The 15,499-nt window shown below is 72.7% G+C and carries 16 protein-coding genes; 11 read left to right on the forward strand and 5 right to left on the reverse strand.

Annotated elements, in window-relative coordinates:
* Positions 1 to 8: 8 nt before the first annotated feature.
* On the reverse strand, positions 9 to 950 hold the full coding sequence (coaA, locus tag AGRA3207_RS24730) for a type I pantothenate kinase (protein ID WP_231329398.1): 942 nt from the start codon (positions 948 to 950) through the stop codon (positions 9 to 11).
* Between the two features lie 123 nt (positions 951 to 1,073).
* Here coaA and glmS point away from each other — a divergent pair, with 123 nt between their 5' ends.
* The 3 genes from glmS (at position 1,074) to AGRA3207_RS24745 (ending at position 4,911) form a co-directional block, all read left to right on the forward strand.
* Positions 1,074 to 2,918: a glutamine--fructose-6-phosphate transaminase (isomerizing) gene (glmS, locus tag AGRA3207_RS24735; protein WP_231329399.1), complete on the forward strand. Its 1,845-nt coding sequence runs from the start codon at positions 1,074 to 1,076 to the stop codon at positions 2,916 to 2,918.
* Between the two features lie 72 nt (positions 2,919 to 2,990).
* Positions 2,991 to 3,941, forward strand: a complete 951-nt coding sequence (locus AGRA3207_RS24740; RefSeq protein ID WP_231329400.1) for an ABC transporter ATP-binding protein — start codon at positions 2,991 to 2,993, stop codon at positions 3,939 to 3,941.
* A gap of 7 nt (positions 3,942 to 3,948) precedes the next feature.
* On the forward strand, positions 3,949 to 4,911 hold the full coding sequence (locus AGRA3207_RS24745; protein ID WP_231329401.1) for an ABC transporter permease: 963 nt from the start codon (positions 3,949 to 3,951) through the stop codon (positions 4,909 to 4,911).
* 106 nt (positions 4,912 to 5,017) lie between these two features.
* On the opposite strand, the gene AGRA3207_RS40305 is transcribed toward AGRA3207_RS24745, so the two are convergent.
* The 3 genes from AGRA3207_RS40305 to AGRA3207_RS24755 form a co-directional block, all read right to left on the reverse strand.
* On the reverse strand, positions 5,018 to 5,236 hold the full coding sequence (locus AGRA3207_RS40305; RefSeq protein ID WP_420830771.1) for a DUF397 domain-containing protein: 219 nt from the start codon (positions 5,234 to 5,236) through the stop codon (positions 5,018 to 5,020).
* 380 nt (positions 5,237 to 5,616) lie between these two features.
* On the reverse strand, positions 5,617 to 5,835 hold the full coding sequence (locus tag AGRA3207_RS24750; RefSeq protein WP_231329402.1) for a DUF397 domain-containing protein: 219 nt from the start codon (positions 5,833 to 5,835) through the stop codon (positions 5,617 to 5,619).
* 42 nt (positions 5,836 to 5,877) lie between these two features.
* Positions 5,878 to 6,738: a helix-turn-helix domain-containing protein gene (locus tag AGRA3207_RS24755; RefSeq protein WP_231329403.1), complete on the reverse strand. Its 861-nt coding sequence runs from the start codon at positions 6,736 to 6,738 to the stop codon at positions 5,878 to 5,880.
* Positions 6,739 to 6,962: 224 nt separating this feature from the next.
* Between AGRA3207_RS24755 and AGRA3207_RS24760 the strand changes: the two genes are divergently transcribed.
* From AGRA3207_RS24760 to tsaD, 8 genes are all read left to right on the forward strand, one after another.
* Positions 6,963 to 8,468, forward strand: coding sequence for an NAD(P)H-hydrate dehydratase (locus AGRA3207_RS24760; protein WP_231329404.1), 1,506 nt, complete (start codon positions 6,963 to 6,965; stop codon positions 8,466 to 8,468).
* Between the two features lie 122 nt (positions 8,469 to 8,590).
* The gene (gene alr / locus AGRA3207_RS24765; protein ID WP_231329405.1) at positions 8,591 to 9,715 is read left to right on the forward strand and encodes an alanine racemase; all 1,125 of its coding nucleotides are present in this window, start codon (positions 8,591 to 8,593) and stop codon (positions 9,713 to 9,715) included.
* Positions 9,716 to 9,725: 10 nt separating this feature from the next.
* Positions 9,726 to 10,799, forward strand: coding sequence for an alpha/beta fold hydrolase (locus AGRA3207_RS24770; RefSeq protein WP_231329406.1), 1,074 nt, complete (start codon positions 9,726 to 9,728; stop codon positions 10,797 to 10,799).
* A gap of 35 nt (positions 10,800 to 10,834) precedes the next feature.
* Entirely contained in the window at positions 10,835 to 11,266 is a 432-nt protein-coding gene (gene tsaE, locus AGRA3207_RS24775; RefSeq protein WP_231336377.1) for a tRNA (adenosine(37)-N6)-threonylcarbamoyltransferase complex ATPase subunit type 1 TsaE, read from the forward strand.
* A gap of 130 nt (positions 11,267 to 11,396) precedes the next feature.
* Positions 11,397 to 12,269, forward strand: coding sequence for a hypothetical protein (locus tag AGRA3207_RS24780; RefSeq protein ID WP_231329407.1), 873 nt, complete (start codon positions 11,397 to 11,399; stop codon positions 12,267 to 12,269).
* A gap of 35 nt (positions 12,270 to 12,304) precedes the next feature.
* Positions 12,305 to 12,985: a tRNA (adenosine(37)-N6)-threonylcarbamoyltransferase complex dimerization subunit type 1 TsaB gene (tsaB, locus tag AGRA3207_RS24785; RefSeq protein ID WP_231329408.1), complete on the forward strand. Its 681-nt coding sequence runs from the start codon at positions 12,305 to 12,307 to the stop codon at positions 12,983 to 12,985.
* Positions 12,982 to 13,467, forward strand: coding sequence for a ribosomal protein S18-alanine N-acetyltransferase (gene rimI / locus AGRA3207_RS24790; protein ID WP_273699935.1), 486 nt, complete (start codon positions 12,982 to 12,984; stop codon positions 13,465 to 13,467). Before tsaB ends, rimI begins: the two co-directional genes overlap by 4 nt.
* On the forward strand, positions 13,467 to 14,501 hold the full coding sequence (gene tsaD, locus AGRA3207_RS24795; protein ID WP_231329409.1) for a tRNA (adenosine(37)-N6)-threonylcarbamoyltransferase complex transferase subunit TsaD: 1,035 nt from the start codon (positions 13,467 to 13,469) through the stop codon (positions 14,499 to 14,501). The genes rimI and tsaD overlap by 1 nt, the downstream gene beginning before the upstream one ends.
* On the opposite strand, the gene AGRA3207_RS24800 is transcribed toward tsaD, so the two are convergent.
* Positions 14,491 to 15,459, reverse strand: a complete 969-nt coding sequence (locus tag AGRA3207_RS24800; RefSeq protein WP_231329410.1) for a phosphotransferase family protein — start codon at positions 15,457 to 15,459, stop codon at positions 14,491 to 14,493. The genes tsaD and AGRA3207_RS24800 overlap by 11 nt on opposite strands.
* Positions 15,460 to 15,499 lie beyond the last annotated feature (40 nt).

Here is a 15,499-nt window from a genome sequence, read left to right on the forward strand (position 1 = left end):
GAAGCGTGTCAGATACGGCGCAGCCGTACGCGCTGAACGGCGTGCTCCCTGTTCTTGTGCAGGACGAGCGTCGCGCGGGCGCGGGTCGGGAGGATGTTGGAGACGAGGTTGATCTCGTTGACGTCCCGCCAGACGCGCTGGGCGAACGCGGCGGTCTCGTCCTCGTCCAGCTCGTGGGCGTACTTGTGGAAGTAGGAGCGGGGATCGGTGAAGGCGGTCCGGCGCAGCGCGAACAGCCGGTCGACGTACCACTGCCTGATGTCCTCCACCCGGGCGTCCACATAGATGGAGAAGTCGAAGAAGTCGGACACGCCGAGGGAGCCGGCGGGCGGGGCCTGGAGCACGTTCAGGCCCTCGACGATCAGGATGTCCGGCCGCCGGACGGTCTGCGCCGCCCCCGGGACGATGTCGTACTCCAGGTGGGAGTAGACGGGGATGGTGTGCTCGTCCGCGCCCGCCTTGATCGCGGAGACGAAGCGGACCAGGGCGCGCCGGTCGTAGGACTCGGGGAACCCCTTGCGGTCCATGATCCCGCGCTCGGTCAGCACGGAGTTCGGGTGCAGGAAGCTGTCGGTGGTGACCAGCTCCACACTCGGATGCTCGGGCCAGCGGGCCAGCAATGTGCGCAGCAGGCGGGACGTGGTGGACTTGCCGACCGCGACGCTGCCCGCGACCCCGATGATGAACGGCGTCGGCTCGACCTCGCCGCCGAGGAAGCCGCTGACGGTGTCGCGCAGCCGCCCGTCCGACAGGAAGAACAGGTTCAGCAGCCGGGACAGCGGCAGGTAGACCTCCTCGACCTCGGTGATGTCGATCGGGTCCCGCAGCCCGCGCAGCGCGTCGAGCTCACCGGGCGTTAAGGGCAGCGGGGTGTTCTCCCGCAGGGCCCGCCAGTCCTCACGGGAGAGTTCCACGTAGGGGCTCGGCACGCTGTCCCATCCGCTAGTCATGGGTCGAACAGTAACCGCCCGTTCAAGTCGGCTCCCCGGTTTTCACCCTGCGTACACGGTGACGCCACTCTCGGACGCGCCTGCCTGTAGGTCTTACGGCATGCATTGAATAGGCTTGCCGTCATGTGCGGAATCGTGGGTTACGTCGGCGGCAGGCCGGCGCTCGACGTGGTGATCGAGGGTCTGGCGCGGCTGGAGTACCGCGGCTACGACTCGGCCGGGGTGGCCGTGCTCGCGGACGGGCGGCTGGCGACGGCGAAGCGCGCGGGCAAGCTCGTCAACCTGCGCGGCGCGCTGGAGGAGGAGCCGCCCCCCGCCGGGACGCTCGGCATGGGGCACACCCGCTGGGCGACGCACGGCCCGCCGAACGACCGCAACGCCCACCCGCACGTCGACTGCACCGGCACCGTCGCGGTGGTCCACAACGGGATCATCGAGAACTTCGCCGCGCTGCGCGGCGAGCTGGAGGAGGCCGGGCACAAGCTCGGCTCCGACACCGACACCGAGGCCGTCGCCCACCTGCTGGAGGACGAGCTGAAGTCCGGCGGCGACCTCCCCGCCGCCATGCGCGCCGTGTGCCGCCGCCTGGAGGGCGCGTTCACGCTGGTCGCGGTGCACACCGGCGATCCGGGCCTGGTGGTGGGCGCGCGCCGCAACTCGCCGCTGGTCGTGGGCGTCGGCGACGGGGAGAACTTCCTCGCCAGCGACGTCGCCGCGTTCATCGCCCACACCCGCGACGCGATCGAGCTCGGCCAGGACCAGATCGTGGAGCTGCGCGCCGCCGGGGTGACGGTCACCGACTTCGACGGCCGTCCCGCCGAGGTGAAGGAGTACCACGTCGACTGGGACGTGTCCGCCGCCGAGAAGGGCGGCTACGACTACTTCATGCTCAAGGAGATCGCCGAGCAGCCGCGCGCCGTCGCCGACACGCTGCTCGGCCGGATCGGCGCCGACGGGCGGCTCACGCTGGACGAGATGCGGATCTCCGACCAGGAGCTCCGCGAGGTCGACAAGATCATAATCGTGGCCTGCGGGACGTCCTACCACGCCGGCCTGATCGCCAAGTACGCGATCGAGCACTGGGCCGGGCTGCCCTGCGAGGTGGAGCTGGCCAGCGAGTTCCGCTACCGGGACGCGATCCTGTCGCCGACGACGCTGGTCATCGCGATCTCCCAGTCCGGCGAGACGATGGACGCGCTGATGGCCGTCCGGCACGCCCGCGAGCAGAAGGCCAAGCTGCTCGGCATCTGCAACGTCAACGGCTCGACGCTGCCGCGCGAGTGCGACGGCGTCCTGTACACCCACGCGGGGCCCGAGATCGCCGTCGCGTCCACCAAGGCGTTCCTCACCCAGCTCGTCGCCGTCTACCTGATCGCGCTGTACATCGCGCAGGTGCGGGGCACCAAGTGGGGCGACGAGGTGTTCGCCATGGTGCAGCTCCTGGAGCGGATGCCGGAGAAGGTGGAGAAGGTCCTGGAGACGATGGAGCCCGTCCGGGAGCTGGCCCGGTCGCTGGCGGGGGAGCGGTGCGTGCTGTTCCTCGGCCGGCACGTGGGCTTCCCCGTCGCGCTCGAAGGCGCGCTGAAGCTCAAGGAGCTGGCGTACATGCACGCCGAGGGCTTCGCGGCGGGCGAGCTGAAGCACGGCCCGATCGCGCTGATCGAGTCCGGGCTGCCGGTCGTGGTGATCGTCCCGCCGCGCGCGCGGGCGGTGCTGCACGACAAGATCGTCTCCAACATCCAGGAGATCCGCGCCCGCGGCGCCCGGACGCTCGTGATCGCCGAGGAGGGCGACACGTCGGTCGAGCCGTACGCGGACACGCTGATCGGGGTGCCGGCCGTCCCGACGCTGCTCCAGCCGCTGGTCACGACCGTCCCCCTCCAGGTGTTCGCGTGCGAGCTGGCCACCGCGAAGGGCCATGACGTCGACCAGCCGCGCAACCTCGCCAAGTCCGTCACCGTCGAGTAGCCGCCCCGCGGGAACCGCCCGCCGTCCTCACGCGTCGCAGGGGGAGGACCCCGGTGTTGCGGGAGGTGGCGGGTGGGAGCCCCTGAAGGACTCGGGATCGAGGCGCGCGGCGTGACGCGGCGCTTCGGCACGCTGCACGCCCTACGCGGACTCGACCTCACCGTCCCGTACGGCCAGGTCACCGCGCTGGTCGGGCCGAACGGCGCGGGGAAGACGACCCTGCTGCTCATCCTCGCGACGCTGCTCGGCGCGGACGAGGGGACGGTGCGGATCGCCGGGCACGACGTCCGCGCGCGTCCCGGCGAGGCCCGCGACGCCCTCGGCTGGATGCCGGACACCTTCGGCGTGTACGACCAGCTCACCGTCGAGGAGTACCTGGCGTTCTTCGCCGACGCCTACGGGCTCCCCAAGGACGAGCGGCCGCGGCGCATCCGCGCGCTGCTGACCCTCGTCCACCTGGAGGACCGGCTCGGCCACCCCGTGCACGCGCTGTCGCGGGGCCAGAAGCAGCGGCTCGGCGTGGCCCGCGCGCTGGTGCACCGGCCCCGCGTCCTGCTGCTGGACGAGCCGGCGTCCGGCCTCGACCCGCGCTCCCGCGTCGAGCTGCGCGACCTCCTGCGCTCGCTGGCGGCCGACGGCGTGGCGGTGCTGGTGTCCAGCCACATCCTCAGCGAGCTGGAGGAGATCGCCGACCGGGTCGTCCTGGTCGACCACGGGCGCACGGTCGGCGAGCACGCCATGGCCGACCTCGCCGGCTCGTCCGCCGCGCGCGTCCGGTGGCGGCTCCGCTCCCTCGACCCCGGCCTGCTGGCCGAGGCGCTGGCGGGGGAGCTGTCGGCGTGGTCCGGCCTCGACCCCGTCCGTGACCTGCCGGGCGGCGCCGAGGCGGGCCCCTTCACCGAGACCGAGGCCGCCGGGCTGCTGGCCGCGCTCGTCACCCGGGGCGTGCCGGTCACCGGACTCGCCCCGGCGGGCAGCGCCCTGGAGACGGCGTACCTGGCGATGACCGAGAACCGGAGGTGACGCGGGGATGACGGCACGCGGTGCCGCCCTCGTGGCGCGGCAGGAGATCAGGACCCGGCTGCGCACGGGCCGCTGGCGGGTGCTGCTGGGAGTCTGGTTCGTCCTCGTGAACGGGCTCGGGCTGGCGTTCCGGCTGGCACTGGAGGCCGACTACGACCCCGGCGACGGGCACCCGGGCGTCCCCATGTTCGGCGGCGTGCTGCTCGGCGTCCTGGTCCTGACGCTGCTGGTCACCCCGGCGCTCGGCGCGCAGTCGATCAACGGCGACCGGGAGCGCGGGACGCTCGCGACCCTCCAGGTCACCCGGCTCACCCCCGGCGACATCGCGCTCGGCAAGCTCGCCGCCGCGTGGGGCTCGGGCCTGGTCGTGCTGCTGCTCACCCTGCCCTGCCTGCTGTGGCCGGTCGCCGAGGGCGCGGTCGGCCCCGGCCGCGCCGCCGTCGTGCTGCTCGTCACCGCGCTGCTGATCGGCGTGGTCTGCGCCCTCTCCCAGGGCTGGTCGGCGCTGCTGGCGCGCAGCGTCACCTCCGTCCTGATGTCGTACCTGACCGTGTTCGGGCTGATCGTCGGGACGCCGCTGCTGTTCATGATCGCGGTCCCGTTCACCGCCGACCGCCACGTGGGCGGCTACACCGAGCAGCACGAGGAGCGCGTCTGGTGGCTGCTCGCGCCGAACCCCGCCGTCGTGCTGGCCGACGCCGCGCCGAGCCTGCCCAAGCGGCGGGTCGTCGCCGGGGACCACGTCTACCTGGTCTCCCCGCCGGGGGACCCGCTCGGCGAGCTCAGCCGCGACGTGCGCGGGCTGCGCGTGGAGGACGGCTACCGGTACCGCACCCGGGACGACCGTCCCCCCGTCTGGCCTTACGGGCTGGTGTTCGACCTCGCCCTCGGGGCGGGCGCCGTCTGGGTCAGCGCCGCCCGGCTGCGGACGCCGCTGCGCCGTGTGCCCAAGGGCGTCCGCGTCGCCTGAGCGTGCGTTCCCACCCCGTACCGTCATGCTTTTCGCATTCGCGCGGACGGAGATCAGGAATCTCCATTCCCAGCAGAAATTGAGATTCCCACTGGCTCTGTAATTCTCAAGGGCGGTCGAATCGACCGCCCTTGGCGTCGTCCGCGAACCGCCGCCATTCTCCCACATCGAACACCAGCCGGATCGGGGTGTCCTCGCCGATGTGAGTGCTGTCACGTACGAAGATCACCCCGGCGCCCGGCCGTGCGATCTCGACGCATCCATTGCTGGCGCCGCATCGGGCACTCCTCCGCCATCGGGCGGGCGGTGTCACATCGAAACCCATTCCGGCTCCTGCCTCGAAAGTTGCCTGTGCCCGCGGCCGCGCTGCCGGTGCTCAAGCACAAGGTAACAAGATCGCCGAAAACGGGTGATCGAGGACGGCCGGATGGTGCCGGAGATGCGGAAGGGGCGAGGTAGCACCACTGTTTCCCCCGCGACGGCGGAGGGCCGGGCCCGGCCGGGTCCCGCCCCGCCGAATCCGGCCCGGTTTCTCTGTGGGGGGACGACCCCCTATGCCCCCCGGAACAGCCCTGTCTCTTGTGGGGGGCGACCCCCCACACCCCCCGGAACAGCCCTGTCTCTTGTGGGGGGCGACCCCCCACACCCCCCGGAACTGCTTGTTTCGCCGCCGGCCCCCGCGCGCCGGGAGCCGGCCGCGTGCCGTCAGCCCAGGTCGAACTCGCCCTTCTTGGCCCGTTCGACGAAGGTCCGCCACTCTCCCTGGGAGAACGACAGGACCGGGCTCTGAGAACCGTGCTTCGCGTCCCGTGCCCCGACGGAAAGGGACGGATCGGCCAGTGTGGCAACTTCGACGCACGTGTTGCTTGCCCCGCAATGGGCGCTTCTACGCCAATGCGGAGCGGGAGTGGCGAAAGGGGACACTAGGTGCCTTTCACATGGTGAAGGCCACTGTGCGGCGGCCCGTCACCACGCGTCCCTGGCCTCGGCGAGACGGCGCCGCGATTCCTCGGCGCCCCATGCCTGACCAGCGAGATTTGTATAGGCGAGCCTGTACATATAAGTAACGGTCTCATCCGCAAAGTGGCTGATTGTCAGCGATTCGGTGTGCACGATATCAGGAAAAACGATGTCGTGCACCGGCTTGAATTCGAGCAGGATAAATGTCTCCGCCAACACCGAGTGCGCGATGTCGAGTGGAAGTATCTGCACGGTCACGTTGGGAAGCTCCGTCATCCCGCAGAGATGTTCGAGCTGCTCCCGCATGACCTTCCGATCGCCGATCCGGCGTTGCAGGACGGCCTCGTCCATGACCACCGAGAGCTCCAGCGGATTCTCCCGGCGCAGAAGTTCCTGCCGGCGCATCCGCACCTCGACTCTGCGCTCCAGTTCCTGGGGCGGCAGCGTCGCGAGGGCGCTCCAGCCGCCGATCACGTGCCGCGCGTAGCTCTCGGTCTGCAGCAGCCCGGGGAAGACCGTGCTGCCCCACTCACGGACGGCGGACGCCTCCGACTCCAGCGCGATGAAGTCGGCGAGCGGGCTCGGGAGGTCGCGGTAGTCCTCCCACCAGTCCCGCTCCGCGGCGTCGCGCGCCAGGGAGATGAGGTCCCCGCGGCGGGCGCCGTCGACGTCGTACAGGTCGAGCAGGCGATGGACGTCGCTGATCTTGGCGCCGGTCCGCGCGTTCTCGATCCGGCTGACCTTGGCTGTGGACCAGGTCAGCCGCTCGGCGACCTCGTCCCCCGTCAGGCCCCTGCGTTCGCGGAGCCTGCGGAGTTCGGCGGCCAGCCGACGTTGCCGGACGGAGGGACCTCGGGAAGTGCTCATTGCCGGTGCCTCTCCAGTCCTCAACGGACTGTTCAGGCCGCATTCTGCCGCACGGGGGCACGGCAGTGCGAACACATCGGACCGTGAACTCGATTCTACGACCCAAGATTCTTATGCGCACATGACGCCGCAACTTGCAGAGCAATTTCCTGATCGACGCCAGGGGGTGCGGACGTCACCGCCGTGGCACCCTGAGTATGTGATCGGCGGGAGGGGAGCTTCTGGTGAGGTACGCGCACGAGGTCGCCAAGGTGCGGGCGGCGGAACAGGCGCTCATGGCGCGCCTGCCGGACGGTGCGCTGATGCAGCGGGCGGCGGCCGGCCTGGCGTCGGTGTGCGCCCGCCTCCTGCCCGCCGTGTACGGGGCGCGCGTGGTGCTCCTCGTCGGCGGCGGCGACAACGGCGGTGACGCCCTCTACGCCGGTGCACGCCTGGCCCGGCGCGGTGCCCGCGTCTCCGCCGTCCAGGCGGGCTCCAAGATCCACCAGGAGGGCCTCGCCGCCCTGCGCGCCGCCGGTGGCCGCCTGCTGGAGGACGACGGCGCCGCCGCCGTCGAGGCCGCCGACCTGATCATCGACGGCCTGACCGGCATCGGCGGGTCCGGCGGCCTCCGCGAGCCCCACGCCACCCTGGCCGCCCTCGCGTCCGCCGCCCCCGGCACGGTGGTCGCCTGCGACGTGCCGAGCGGCGTCGACGCGAGCACCGGGCGGGTCGCCGGCGCCGCCGTCCACGCCGACGTGACCGTCACGTTCGGCACCTACAAGCCGGGCCTGCTGATCGACCCGGGCGCGTCCCGCTGCGGCGTGGTCGAGCTGGTCGACATCGGGCTCGGCGCCGACCTGCCCGACCCGGACGTGGTGGCGCTCCGCCCCGCGGACGTCCAGCCGCCCGAGCCGCGCCCGGAGTCCGACAAGTACCGGCGCGGTGTCGTCGGGATCCTCGCGGGCGGCGACGAGTTCACCGGCGCGGCCGTCCTCAGCACCGGCGGCGCGGTGCGCGGCGGGGCGGGCATGGTGCGCTTCGCCTCCGTCGCCCACCCGGTCGAGCTCGTCCGGCACCGCTGGCCCGAGGCCGTGACCACGGTGATCGAGCCGGGCCGCCACGGGGCGAAGGTCGTCGAGCGCGTCGGCCGCGTGCAGTCCTGGGTCGTCGGCCCCGGCCTCGGCACCGGCGCCGCCGCCGAGTCGCTCGTGGAGGCCGCCCTCGCCACCGACCTGCCCGTCCTCGTGGACGCCGACGGCCTCACCGTCCTCGCCCGCCGCCGCGACCTGCTGCGGCGCGCCGCCCCGACCGTCCTGACCCCCCACGCCGGCGAGCTGTCCCGGCTGATCGACGCCGACCGCGCCGCCATCGAGGCGGCCCGCCTGGACCACGTCCGGCTGGCCGCCGCCGAACTGTCCGCGACCGTCCTGCTCAAGGGCTCCACGACCCTGATCGCCGAGCAGGACCGTCCCGTCCGCGTGAACCCCACCGGCACTCCGCGCCTGGCCACCGCCGGCACCGGCGACGTCCTCTCCGGGCTGATCGGCGCCCTCCTGGCAGGCGGTATGCCCGCCCTGGACGCGGCCGCCGCCGGTGCCTACCTCCACGGGCTGGCGGCCCGCCTGGCGGCCAACGCCCCCCGCACGCCCGAGACCCCCTGGCGGGCCGAGACCCCGATCAGCGCCGAAGACGTCATCAACGCGCTCCCCGCGGCCTTCGCCACCTGCTCGGGTCCGCCGTCCCCGTGAAAATGGGCCCAACCAGATCAGGGATAAAGGCGTCATAAGGGGTAGAAGGGACGGGGTGCGGGGGCCGTGAGCTGGGGCAGGGTGCCCCGAGCAGGGGTTCCGGGACGGCACACTGGGTGACCATGAGGGTTCCAGCGGAGGCACGCGTCGATCTGGACGCGATCGGCTACAACGTCGGCCGGGTGCGCGAGCACGCGGGCGGCGCCGAGGTCATGGCCATGGTGAAGGCCGAAGCGTACGGGCACGGGCTGGTGGAGGCCGGGCGCGCCGCGGTCGCCGGAGGGGCGTCCTGGCTCGGCGTGGCGAAGCTGGACGAGGCGCTGAGGCTGCGTGAGGCCGGGGTCGCGGTGCGGACGCTGGTGGGTGTCGGGGTGCCCGGTGAGCCCTACGAGGAGGCCGTCGCGCGGGACGTGGACCTGACGGCCGGGGCCCTGTGGATGATCGAGGAGGTCGTCCAGGCCGCCGAGCGCGCCGGGCGCCCGGCACGGGTGCATCTGAAGGCCGACACCGGCATGAGCAGGGGCGGCGCGGGGGACCGGGACTGGCCGATGCTCGTGGACGCGGCGCTGAAGGCGGAGGCGTCCGGGCATCTGCGGGTGGCCGGGGTCATGTCGCACTTCGCCTGCGCGGACGAGCCGGGGCATCCGTCGATCGCGTCGCAGCTCGCCGCGTTCACCGCGATGGTGGAGCACGCGGAGCGGTCGGGGGCGCGGTTCGAGGTCCGGCACCTGTCGAACTCGGCGGCGGCGCTGACTCTGCCGGAGGCCCGGTTCGATCTCGTCCGGCCGGGCATCGCGACGTACGGCCTGACGCCGGTGCCGCAACTGGGGACGTTCGGCCTGCGTCCCGCGATGACGCTCGTCTCGGACGCGGCGCTGGTCAAGCGCGTCCCGGCGGGAAGCGGCGTGTCGTACGGCCACACCTACCACACCGGGCAGGCGACGACCCTGGCCCTGGTGCCCGCCGGGTACGCCGACGGCGTACCCCGGCACGGGTCCAATCTGCTGGAGGTCTTCGCGGCGGGCCGGCGCAGGACGATCGCCGGGCGCGTTTGCATGGACCAGTTCGTTATCGACCTGGGGGACGATGAGATGTCCGCCGGTGACGAGATCATCCTTTTCGGCCCGGGGGACCGGGGCGAGCCGACGGCCCAGGAGTGGGCGGACGCCCTTGGAACGATCTCGTATGAGATCGTCACCCGCATCGGTTCCCGGGTGCCGAGGGTGTACTCGGGCGGGGCGCTGTAGGGGGCCGCGCATGGGCAGCAGGAACAGGCGCAGGATCGGCATCGCCGGCGCCGTCGCGGGCGTCGGCGCGGCCGGGGTGGGCGCGGCGGTCGGGCTGCGGCATCTGGCGGTCGGGCGGGTGCGGCTCCGTCCCGACCCCGACGCCGGGGAGCCGTTCGGTGAACTGCGGGGCCGTGAGCTGACGGTCGAGGCCGACGACGGCCTCCCGCTGCACGTCGAGGTGGACGGCGCCGACGACGCCCCCCTGACGGTCGTGTTCTGCCACGGCTACACCCTCAACCAGGACTCCTGGCACTACCAGCGGCGCGACCTCCGCGGGCTCCGGACGGTGTTCTGGGACCAGCGCAGCCACGGCCGCAGCGGGCGCGGCAAGCCCACCCACGCCACCATCGGCCAGACCGGCGAGGACCTGTACGCGGTCTTGCGGGCGACCGCCCGGCCGGGCGAGCCGGTGATCCTCGTGGGACACTCGATGGGCGGCATGTCGATCATGGCGCTGGCCGGACGGCATCCCGAGCTGTTCGGCGACCAGGTGGCCGGGGTGGCGCTGATCAACACCTCGTGCGGCGACCTCGCGGAGATGACGCTGGGCCTCCCGCTGGTGCTGGCCAAGCTCGTCCGCCCGCTGGCGCCGCGGACGCTGCGGGGCCTCGGCCGGCGCGCCGACCTGGTGGACCGCGCCCGCGGGCTGGGCGCGGACCTGGCGTTCGTCGTCACGCGGAGGATGGCGTTCGCCGACAAGCACGTCAGCCCGACGGTCGTCGACTTCCTGGAGCAGATGATCAGGGCGACGCCGATCGACGTGATCGCCGAGTTCTATCCGGCGCTGGCCGCGCACGACGAGGCGGCCTCGCTGGACGTGGTGGGCAAGGTGCCGGTGCTGGTGGTGGCGGGCGGCCAGGACCGGCTCACCCCGGCCTCGCACGGCCGCCGTATCGCCGGGGCGCTGCCGGACGCGGAGCTGATCGAGGTGGACGAGGCCGGGCACGTCCTGCCGCTGGAGTACCCCGGCGTGGTGACCGGCGGGCTCCGGCGGCTCGCCGAGCGGGTCCGGCCCGGGTACGAGGAGGAGCGCAGCGCGTGAAGAACATCACGGTCACCGTCCCGACGGCGGGGGACATGCGGGAGCTCGGGCTGCGGCTCGCCGGGCTGCTGCGGCCCGGGGACCTGCTCGTCCTGACGGGTGACCTGGGCGCGGGCAAGACGACGCTCACGCAGGGCATCGGCGAGGGCCTGAAGGTGCGGGGGCCGATCACGTCCCCGACGTTCGTCATCGCGCGGGTGCACCCCTCGCTCGCTGGCGGGCCGCCGCTGGTGCACGTGGACGCCTACCGGCTGGGCGGTTTCGCGGAACTGGACGATCTGGACCTCGACGCCTCCGTGGAGGAATCGGTGACGATCGTGGAATGGGGCGAAGGGCTCGCCGAGGGCCTTGCCGACGACCGCCTGGAAATGATCATTTCTCGCGGGGACGGCCCCGGAGAGGAGCGGCGGGTGCGGATCACGGGCGTGGGCGACCGCTGGTCCGACCTGGAGCTCGACCCCGCCTGAGCGCTGGAAGATCGTCCCGCTTTTTGTGAGTCTGGCATGAACTACTTCGCTGGTCCATGTCGTACTCTTTGCGCGAACGAACCTCTTCTTCGCGACAAATGAGAGTTTCGCAAGCGGGAGTGGGGATCCGGTGAGTGGAAGCCATCGCAGCGGTGGACACGACCGCGAATACGGGCCTTACCACGGCCGTGACCATCGGGGCCACGGCGGCTACGAGGCGGGCAGCGGCGGCTACCGGCTGGGCGGCTACCAGGCGGGCAGCGGCGCCCACCGGGCCGCTACCGGCCACCGCACGGGGACCGGCACCCACCGCGTGGTCCGCGAGCCGCACACCGGACGCCGCGTGGCGATCACGCTCGCCGGTGTCGGGGTCGGCGCCGTCGCCTGCGTGCTCGCCGCCGTCGCCATCCTGGGCGGTTCCGACGGGCACGGGAACGCGTCGGGTCAGGTCGTCGGTTCCAGCGCCGCGGAGAGCACGCCGATGGACAGAACGGAACGTTCCCTCGTCCCGGACACCTGCACGACCGTGGGCGACGACCTCGCCGCCCGCCTCGCGCCCGGCGCCACGCGCAACCAGGCCGACAACTACCAGGGCAACGACCGCCAGAACCAGTGCGTCTGGGGCGCCTACACGGGCGACCGCAAGCGCCAGCTCACTGTGGAACTGCGCGCCATCCCCGGCAACGGCGACCGGACCGCGACCGACGCCGCAGGCGCCGCCTTCGCCTCCGAGCGCAAGGACGACGAATCCGGCAAGGCGCTCCTGGCCGGCCAGGAGCTGACCGAGAAGCGCGGCCTGGACGACGTCGGCGACGAGGGCTACGCCGTCTACAGCGTCGACGGCGCCCAGGGCTCCGGCGAGGCCATCGCCAACGTCCGCGCGGCCAACGTCCTGGTGACCGTCCACTACTCCGGCTCCGACAAAGGCGACCCCCTGGCGGCCAAGACCGCCATCAACGGCGCCGTCCAAGCAGCCAAAGCCGTCCTGCAAAACCTGGACTGACCCAGGCGCAGACAGCTCGAACCTAAACTGGACCTGTGCTGGTCTTGGCTTTCGATACCGCTACCGCCGCGATCACCGTGGCGCTGTACGAGTGGACGCCCGGCGAGGGTGCCGTGTCGCGGGGGGCGGCCGAGGCCGTCGACCGGCGACGGCACACGGAAGTGCTCACCCCGTCCATCGCGCGGGTGATGGCGGACGCCGGTGCCGCGCCGGAGGATCTGAGCGCGATCGTGGCCGGGGTGGGGCCCGGGCCGTACACCGGGCTGCGGGTGGGGCTGGTGACCGCGCGCGCCATGGGGGAGGCCCTCGGCGTGCCGGTGCACGGCGTCTGCACGCTGGACGTGATCGCGTGGGCCTCCGGGCGGGACGAGCCGTTCGCGGTGGCCACGGATGCGCGGCGCAAGGAGGTGTACTGGGCGCGGTACGCCTCGCGTGGCGCGCGTATCGGCGAGCCGTCCGTGGGGCCGCCGTCGGAGGTCCTGGACGGGGCGCCGCAGGGGCTGCCCGTGGTGGGGGAGGGCGCGGCCCTGTATCCGGAGGTCTTCGGCGAGTCCGGGCATGAGCCGCTGCTGCCGACGGCCACGGCGCTCGCGGAGCTGGCGATCGCGCGGCTGGGCGGGCTCAAGGTCCCGGTGCTGCTGCCGCCCGAGCCGCTCTACCTGCGCAGGCCGGACGCGAAGGAGCCGGGCCCGCGCAAGAAGGTGACGCGGGCGTGAGCGAGGTCGTCCTGCGGCCCATGACCGGCGCGGACCTCCCGGCCGTCCACCGGCTGGAGACGGTGCTGTTCCCCGAGGACGCGTGGAGCGAGGGGATGCTCCGCGAGGAGCTGGCCGGGCAGCCCGGCACGCGGCACTACGTCGTGGCCGAGGAGCGGGAGGAGATCATCGGCTATGCGGGTCTCGCCGCCGCGGGCGGGCAGGCCGATGTGCAGACCATCGGGGTCCGGGAGGACCGGCGCGGGGCCGGGGTCGGCGCGGCGCTGCTGACCGAGCTGGTGGACGAGGCGGTCCGCCGGGAGAGCGAGGCGGTGTTCCTGGAGGTCCGCGCCGACAACGCCGGGGCGCGCCGGCTGTACGAGCGGTTCGGTTTCGGGCAGGTCGGCATCCGCCGACGCTATTACCAGCCTTCGAACGTGGACGCGATCGTGATGCGGCGCGTGCTGCACCGCCGTCCTGTGGGCTTTTCCAGGGAGAAGTGATGATCCGCGACGAGCCGCTGGTGCTCGGCATCGAGACCTCATGCGACGAGACGGGCGTCGGCATCGTGCGGGGGCACACCCTGCTCGCCGACGCCATCGCGTCGAGCGTCGACCAGCACGCCCGGTTCGGGGGGGTGGTGCCCGAGGTCGCGTCGCGCGCGCATCTGGAGGCGATGACGCCGACCGTGGAGCGGGCGCTGGCCGACGCGGGCGTGTCGTTCACCGATGTCGACGCGTTCGCGGTGACGGCCGGGCCGGGGCTGCCGGGCGCGTTGATGGTCGGCGTGGCCGCCGCCAAGGCGTACGCGCTGTCGCTGGGCAAGCCGCTGTACGGCGTCAACCATCTCGCCGCGCACGTGTGCGTCGACCAGCTCGAGCACGGGCCGCTGCCCAAGCCGTGCGTGGCGATGCTCGTCTCGGGCGGGCACTCCTCGCTGCTGCTGGTGCCGGACGTGGCGAGCGACGTCCGGTCCCTCGGCAGCACGGTGGACGACGCGGCGGGGGAGGCGTTCGACAAGGTCGCGAGGGTCCTGGACCTCGGGTTCCCCGGCGGGCCGGTGATCGACCGGATGGCGCGCGAGGGCGACCCGGCCGCGATCGCGTTCCCGCGCGGGAAGTACAACGACGGGACCTACGACTTCTCGTTCTCCGGCCTGAAGACGGCGGTGGCCCGCTGGGTGGAGGCGAAGGAGCGGGCCGGGGAGCCGGTGCCCGTCGCGGACGTCGCCGCGTCCTTCCAGGAGGCCGTGGTGGACGTCCTCACGCAGAAGGCGCTGAAGGTCTGCAAGGACAACGGCGTCCACGACCTGCTGATCGGCGGGGGAGTCGCGGCGAACTCGCGGTTGCGGGCCCTCGCGGCGGAGCGGTGCGAGGCCGCCGGGGTCCGGTTGCGGGTGCCGCGCCCGAAGCTGTGCACCGACAACGGCGCGATGGTCGCCGCGCTGGGCTCGGAGCTGGTCGCCTCGGGGCTCGCCCCGTCCGACCTGGAGCTTCCGGCCGACTCCAGCCTGCCGATCGAGTCGATCACCCTGTGAGCCCGGCCAGCAGGCCGGCGAGGTAGTCCTCCAGGAGCGGGACCTTCGCCTCGTCGAGGAGGCGGTCGTCCTCCTCGGGCAGCAGGTCGAGGACGCTGCGCACGTCCCAGTACGGGTGGTGCGGGTGGCCGCCGGACACCTGGTCGAACGTGGCCAGGAACCGGTCGGCGACGCCCCGCCCGTACCGCAGCACGAGCCCGCGCCGCATCCGCGCGATGTCGACGGCGATGGGGCCGGACGAGGCGTCCGACCAGTCGACCACGCCGGTGAGCTTGCCGTACGACCAGAGCGTGTTGTCGGGGTGGTAGTCGCGGTGGATGAACCGGGCGGGCGCCTCGGGCGGCGTCCCCGCGGCGGCCTCGAAGGCGCGCTCCCACAGGCCCGGGCGCGTCGCGTGCTTGGGCGGCAGCCGCACGTCGAGCCGGTTGTACGGGACGTACGGGGGCATCGTGGACGCCCCGTTCAGCGCGTGCACCGCGAGCAGCGCCGCGGCGAGCTGGATCAGGTACTCGGGCAGGTCGTCCGGCGCCGGGCGGGGCGGGTGCCCGACCAGCCGCGTGATGAGCAGCGCGGGGACATCGCAGTACGCGCCGGACGGGTCGGCGGCGACGAGCGAGGGGGTCGGGATCTCACAGCCGGCGAGCAGCGCGAGCGCGGCGATCTCACGCTCGGGTGAGAACTCCGTGTCGACGTAGTAGCGGCGGGCGGCCGTCACCGGGTCGGCCGCGGGCGCGGTGTCGCGGGGCGTCCAGCGGCGCAGGACGAGCCGGTGGGCGCTGCCCGCGGGGGTCTCCACCAGCAGGGCGTGGTTGGCGTGGGCGGAGCCCCCCGCCAGTGGCCGGATCATCCGCACCTCGGCGCCCTTGCCCAGACAGCCCTCCACCCAGCGCAGGGTGGTGGGGCTGAGCGGGGCGCCGACGGGAAGAGTGGGAGCCGGTGAGTGGGTCACGAGATCCATGAAAACGGATTCCGAAGGGTATTGGGAGTGATTTTGCGAA

Source organism: Actinomadura graeca (genome assembly GCF_019175365.1).
GTDB classification, from domain to species: domain Bacteria; phylum Actinomycetota; class Actinomycetes; order Streptosporangiales; family Streptosporangiaceae; genus Spirillospora; species Spirillospora graeca.

What these genes read in the sequence shown, in the direction of transcription:
- tsaD (WP_231329409.1), top strand. Translation starts at nt 13,467, where the DNA reads ATGATCCGCGACGAGCCGCTGGTGCTCGGCATCGAGACCTCATGCGAC.
- tsaE (WP_231336377.1), top strand. Translation starts at nt 10,835, where the DNA reads ATGCGGGAGCTCGGGCTGCGGCTCGCCGGGCTGCTGCGGCCCGGGGAC.
- AGRA3207_RS40305 (WP_420830771.1), bottom strand. Translation starts at nt 5,236, where the DNA reads ATGGGTTTCGATGTGACACCGCCCGCCCGATGGCGGAGGAGTGCCCGA.
- alr (WP_231329405.1), top strand. Translation starts at nt 8,591, where the DNA reads ATGAGGGTTCCAGCGGAGGCACGCGTCGATCTGGACGCGATCGGCTAC.
- AGRA3207_RS24745 (WP_231329401.1), top strand. Translation starts at nt 3,949, where the DNA reads ATGACGGCACGCGGTGCCGCCCTCGTGGCGCGGCAGGAGATCAGGACC.
- glmS (WP_231329399.1), top strand. Translation starts at nt 1,074, where the DNA reads ATGTGCGGAATCGTGGGTTACGTCGGCGGCAGGCCGGCGCTCGACGTG.
- AGRA3207_RS24800 (WP_231329410.1), bottom strand. Translation starts at nt 15,459, where the DNA reads ATGGATCTCGTGACCCACTCACCGGCTCCCACTCTTCCCGTCGGCGCC.
- coaA (WP_231329398.1), bottom strand. Translation starts at nt 950, where the DNA reads ATGACTAGCGGATGGGACAGCGTGCCGAGCCCCTACGTGGAACTCTCC.
- AGRA3207_RS24755 (WP_231329403.1), bottom strand. Translation starts at nt 6,738, where the DNA reads ATGAGCACTTCCCGAGGTCCCTCCGTCCGGCAACGTCGGCTGGCCGCC.
- AGRA3207_RS24770 (WP_231329406.1), top strand. Translation starts at nt 9,726, where the DNA reads ATGGGCAGCAGGAACAGGCGCAGGATCGGCATCGCCGGCGCCGTCGCG.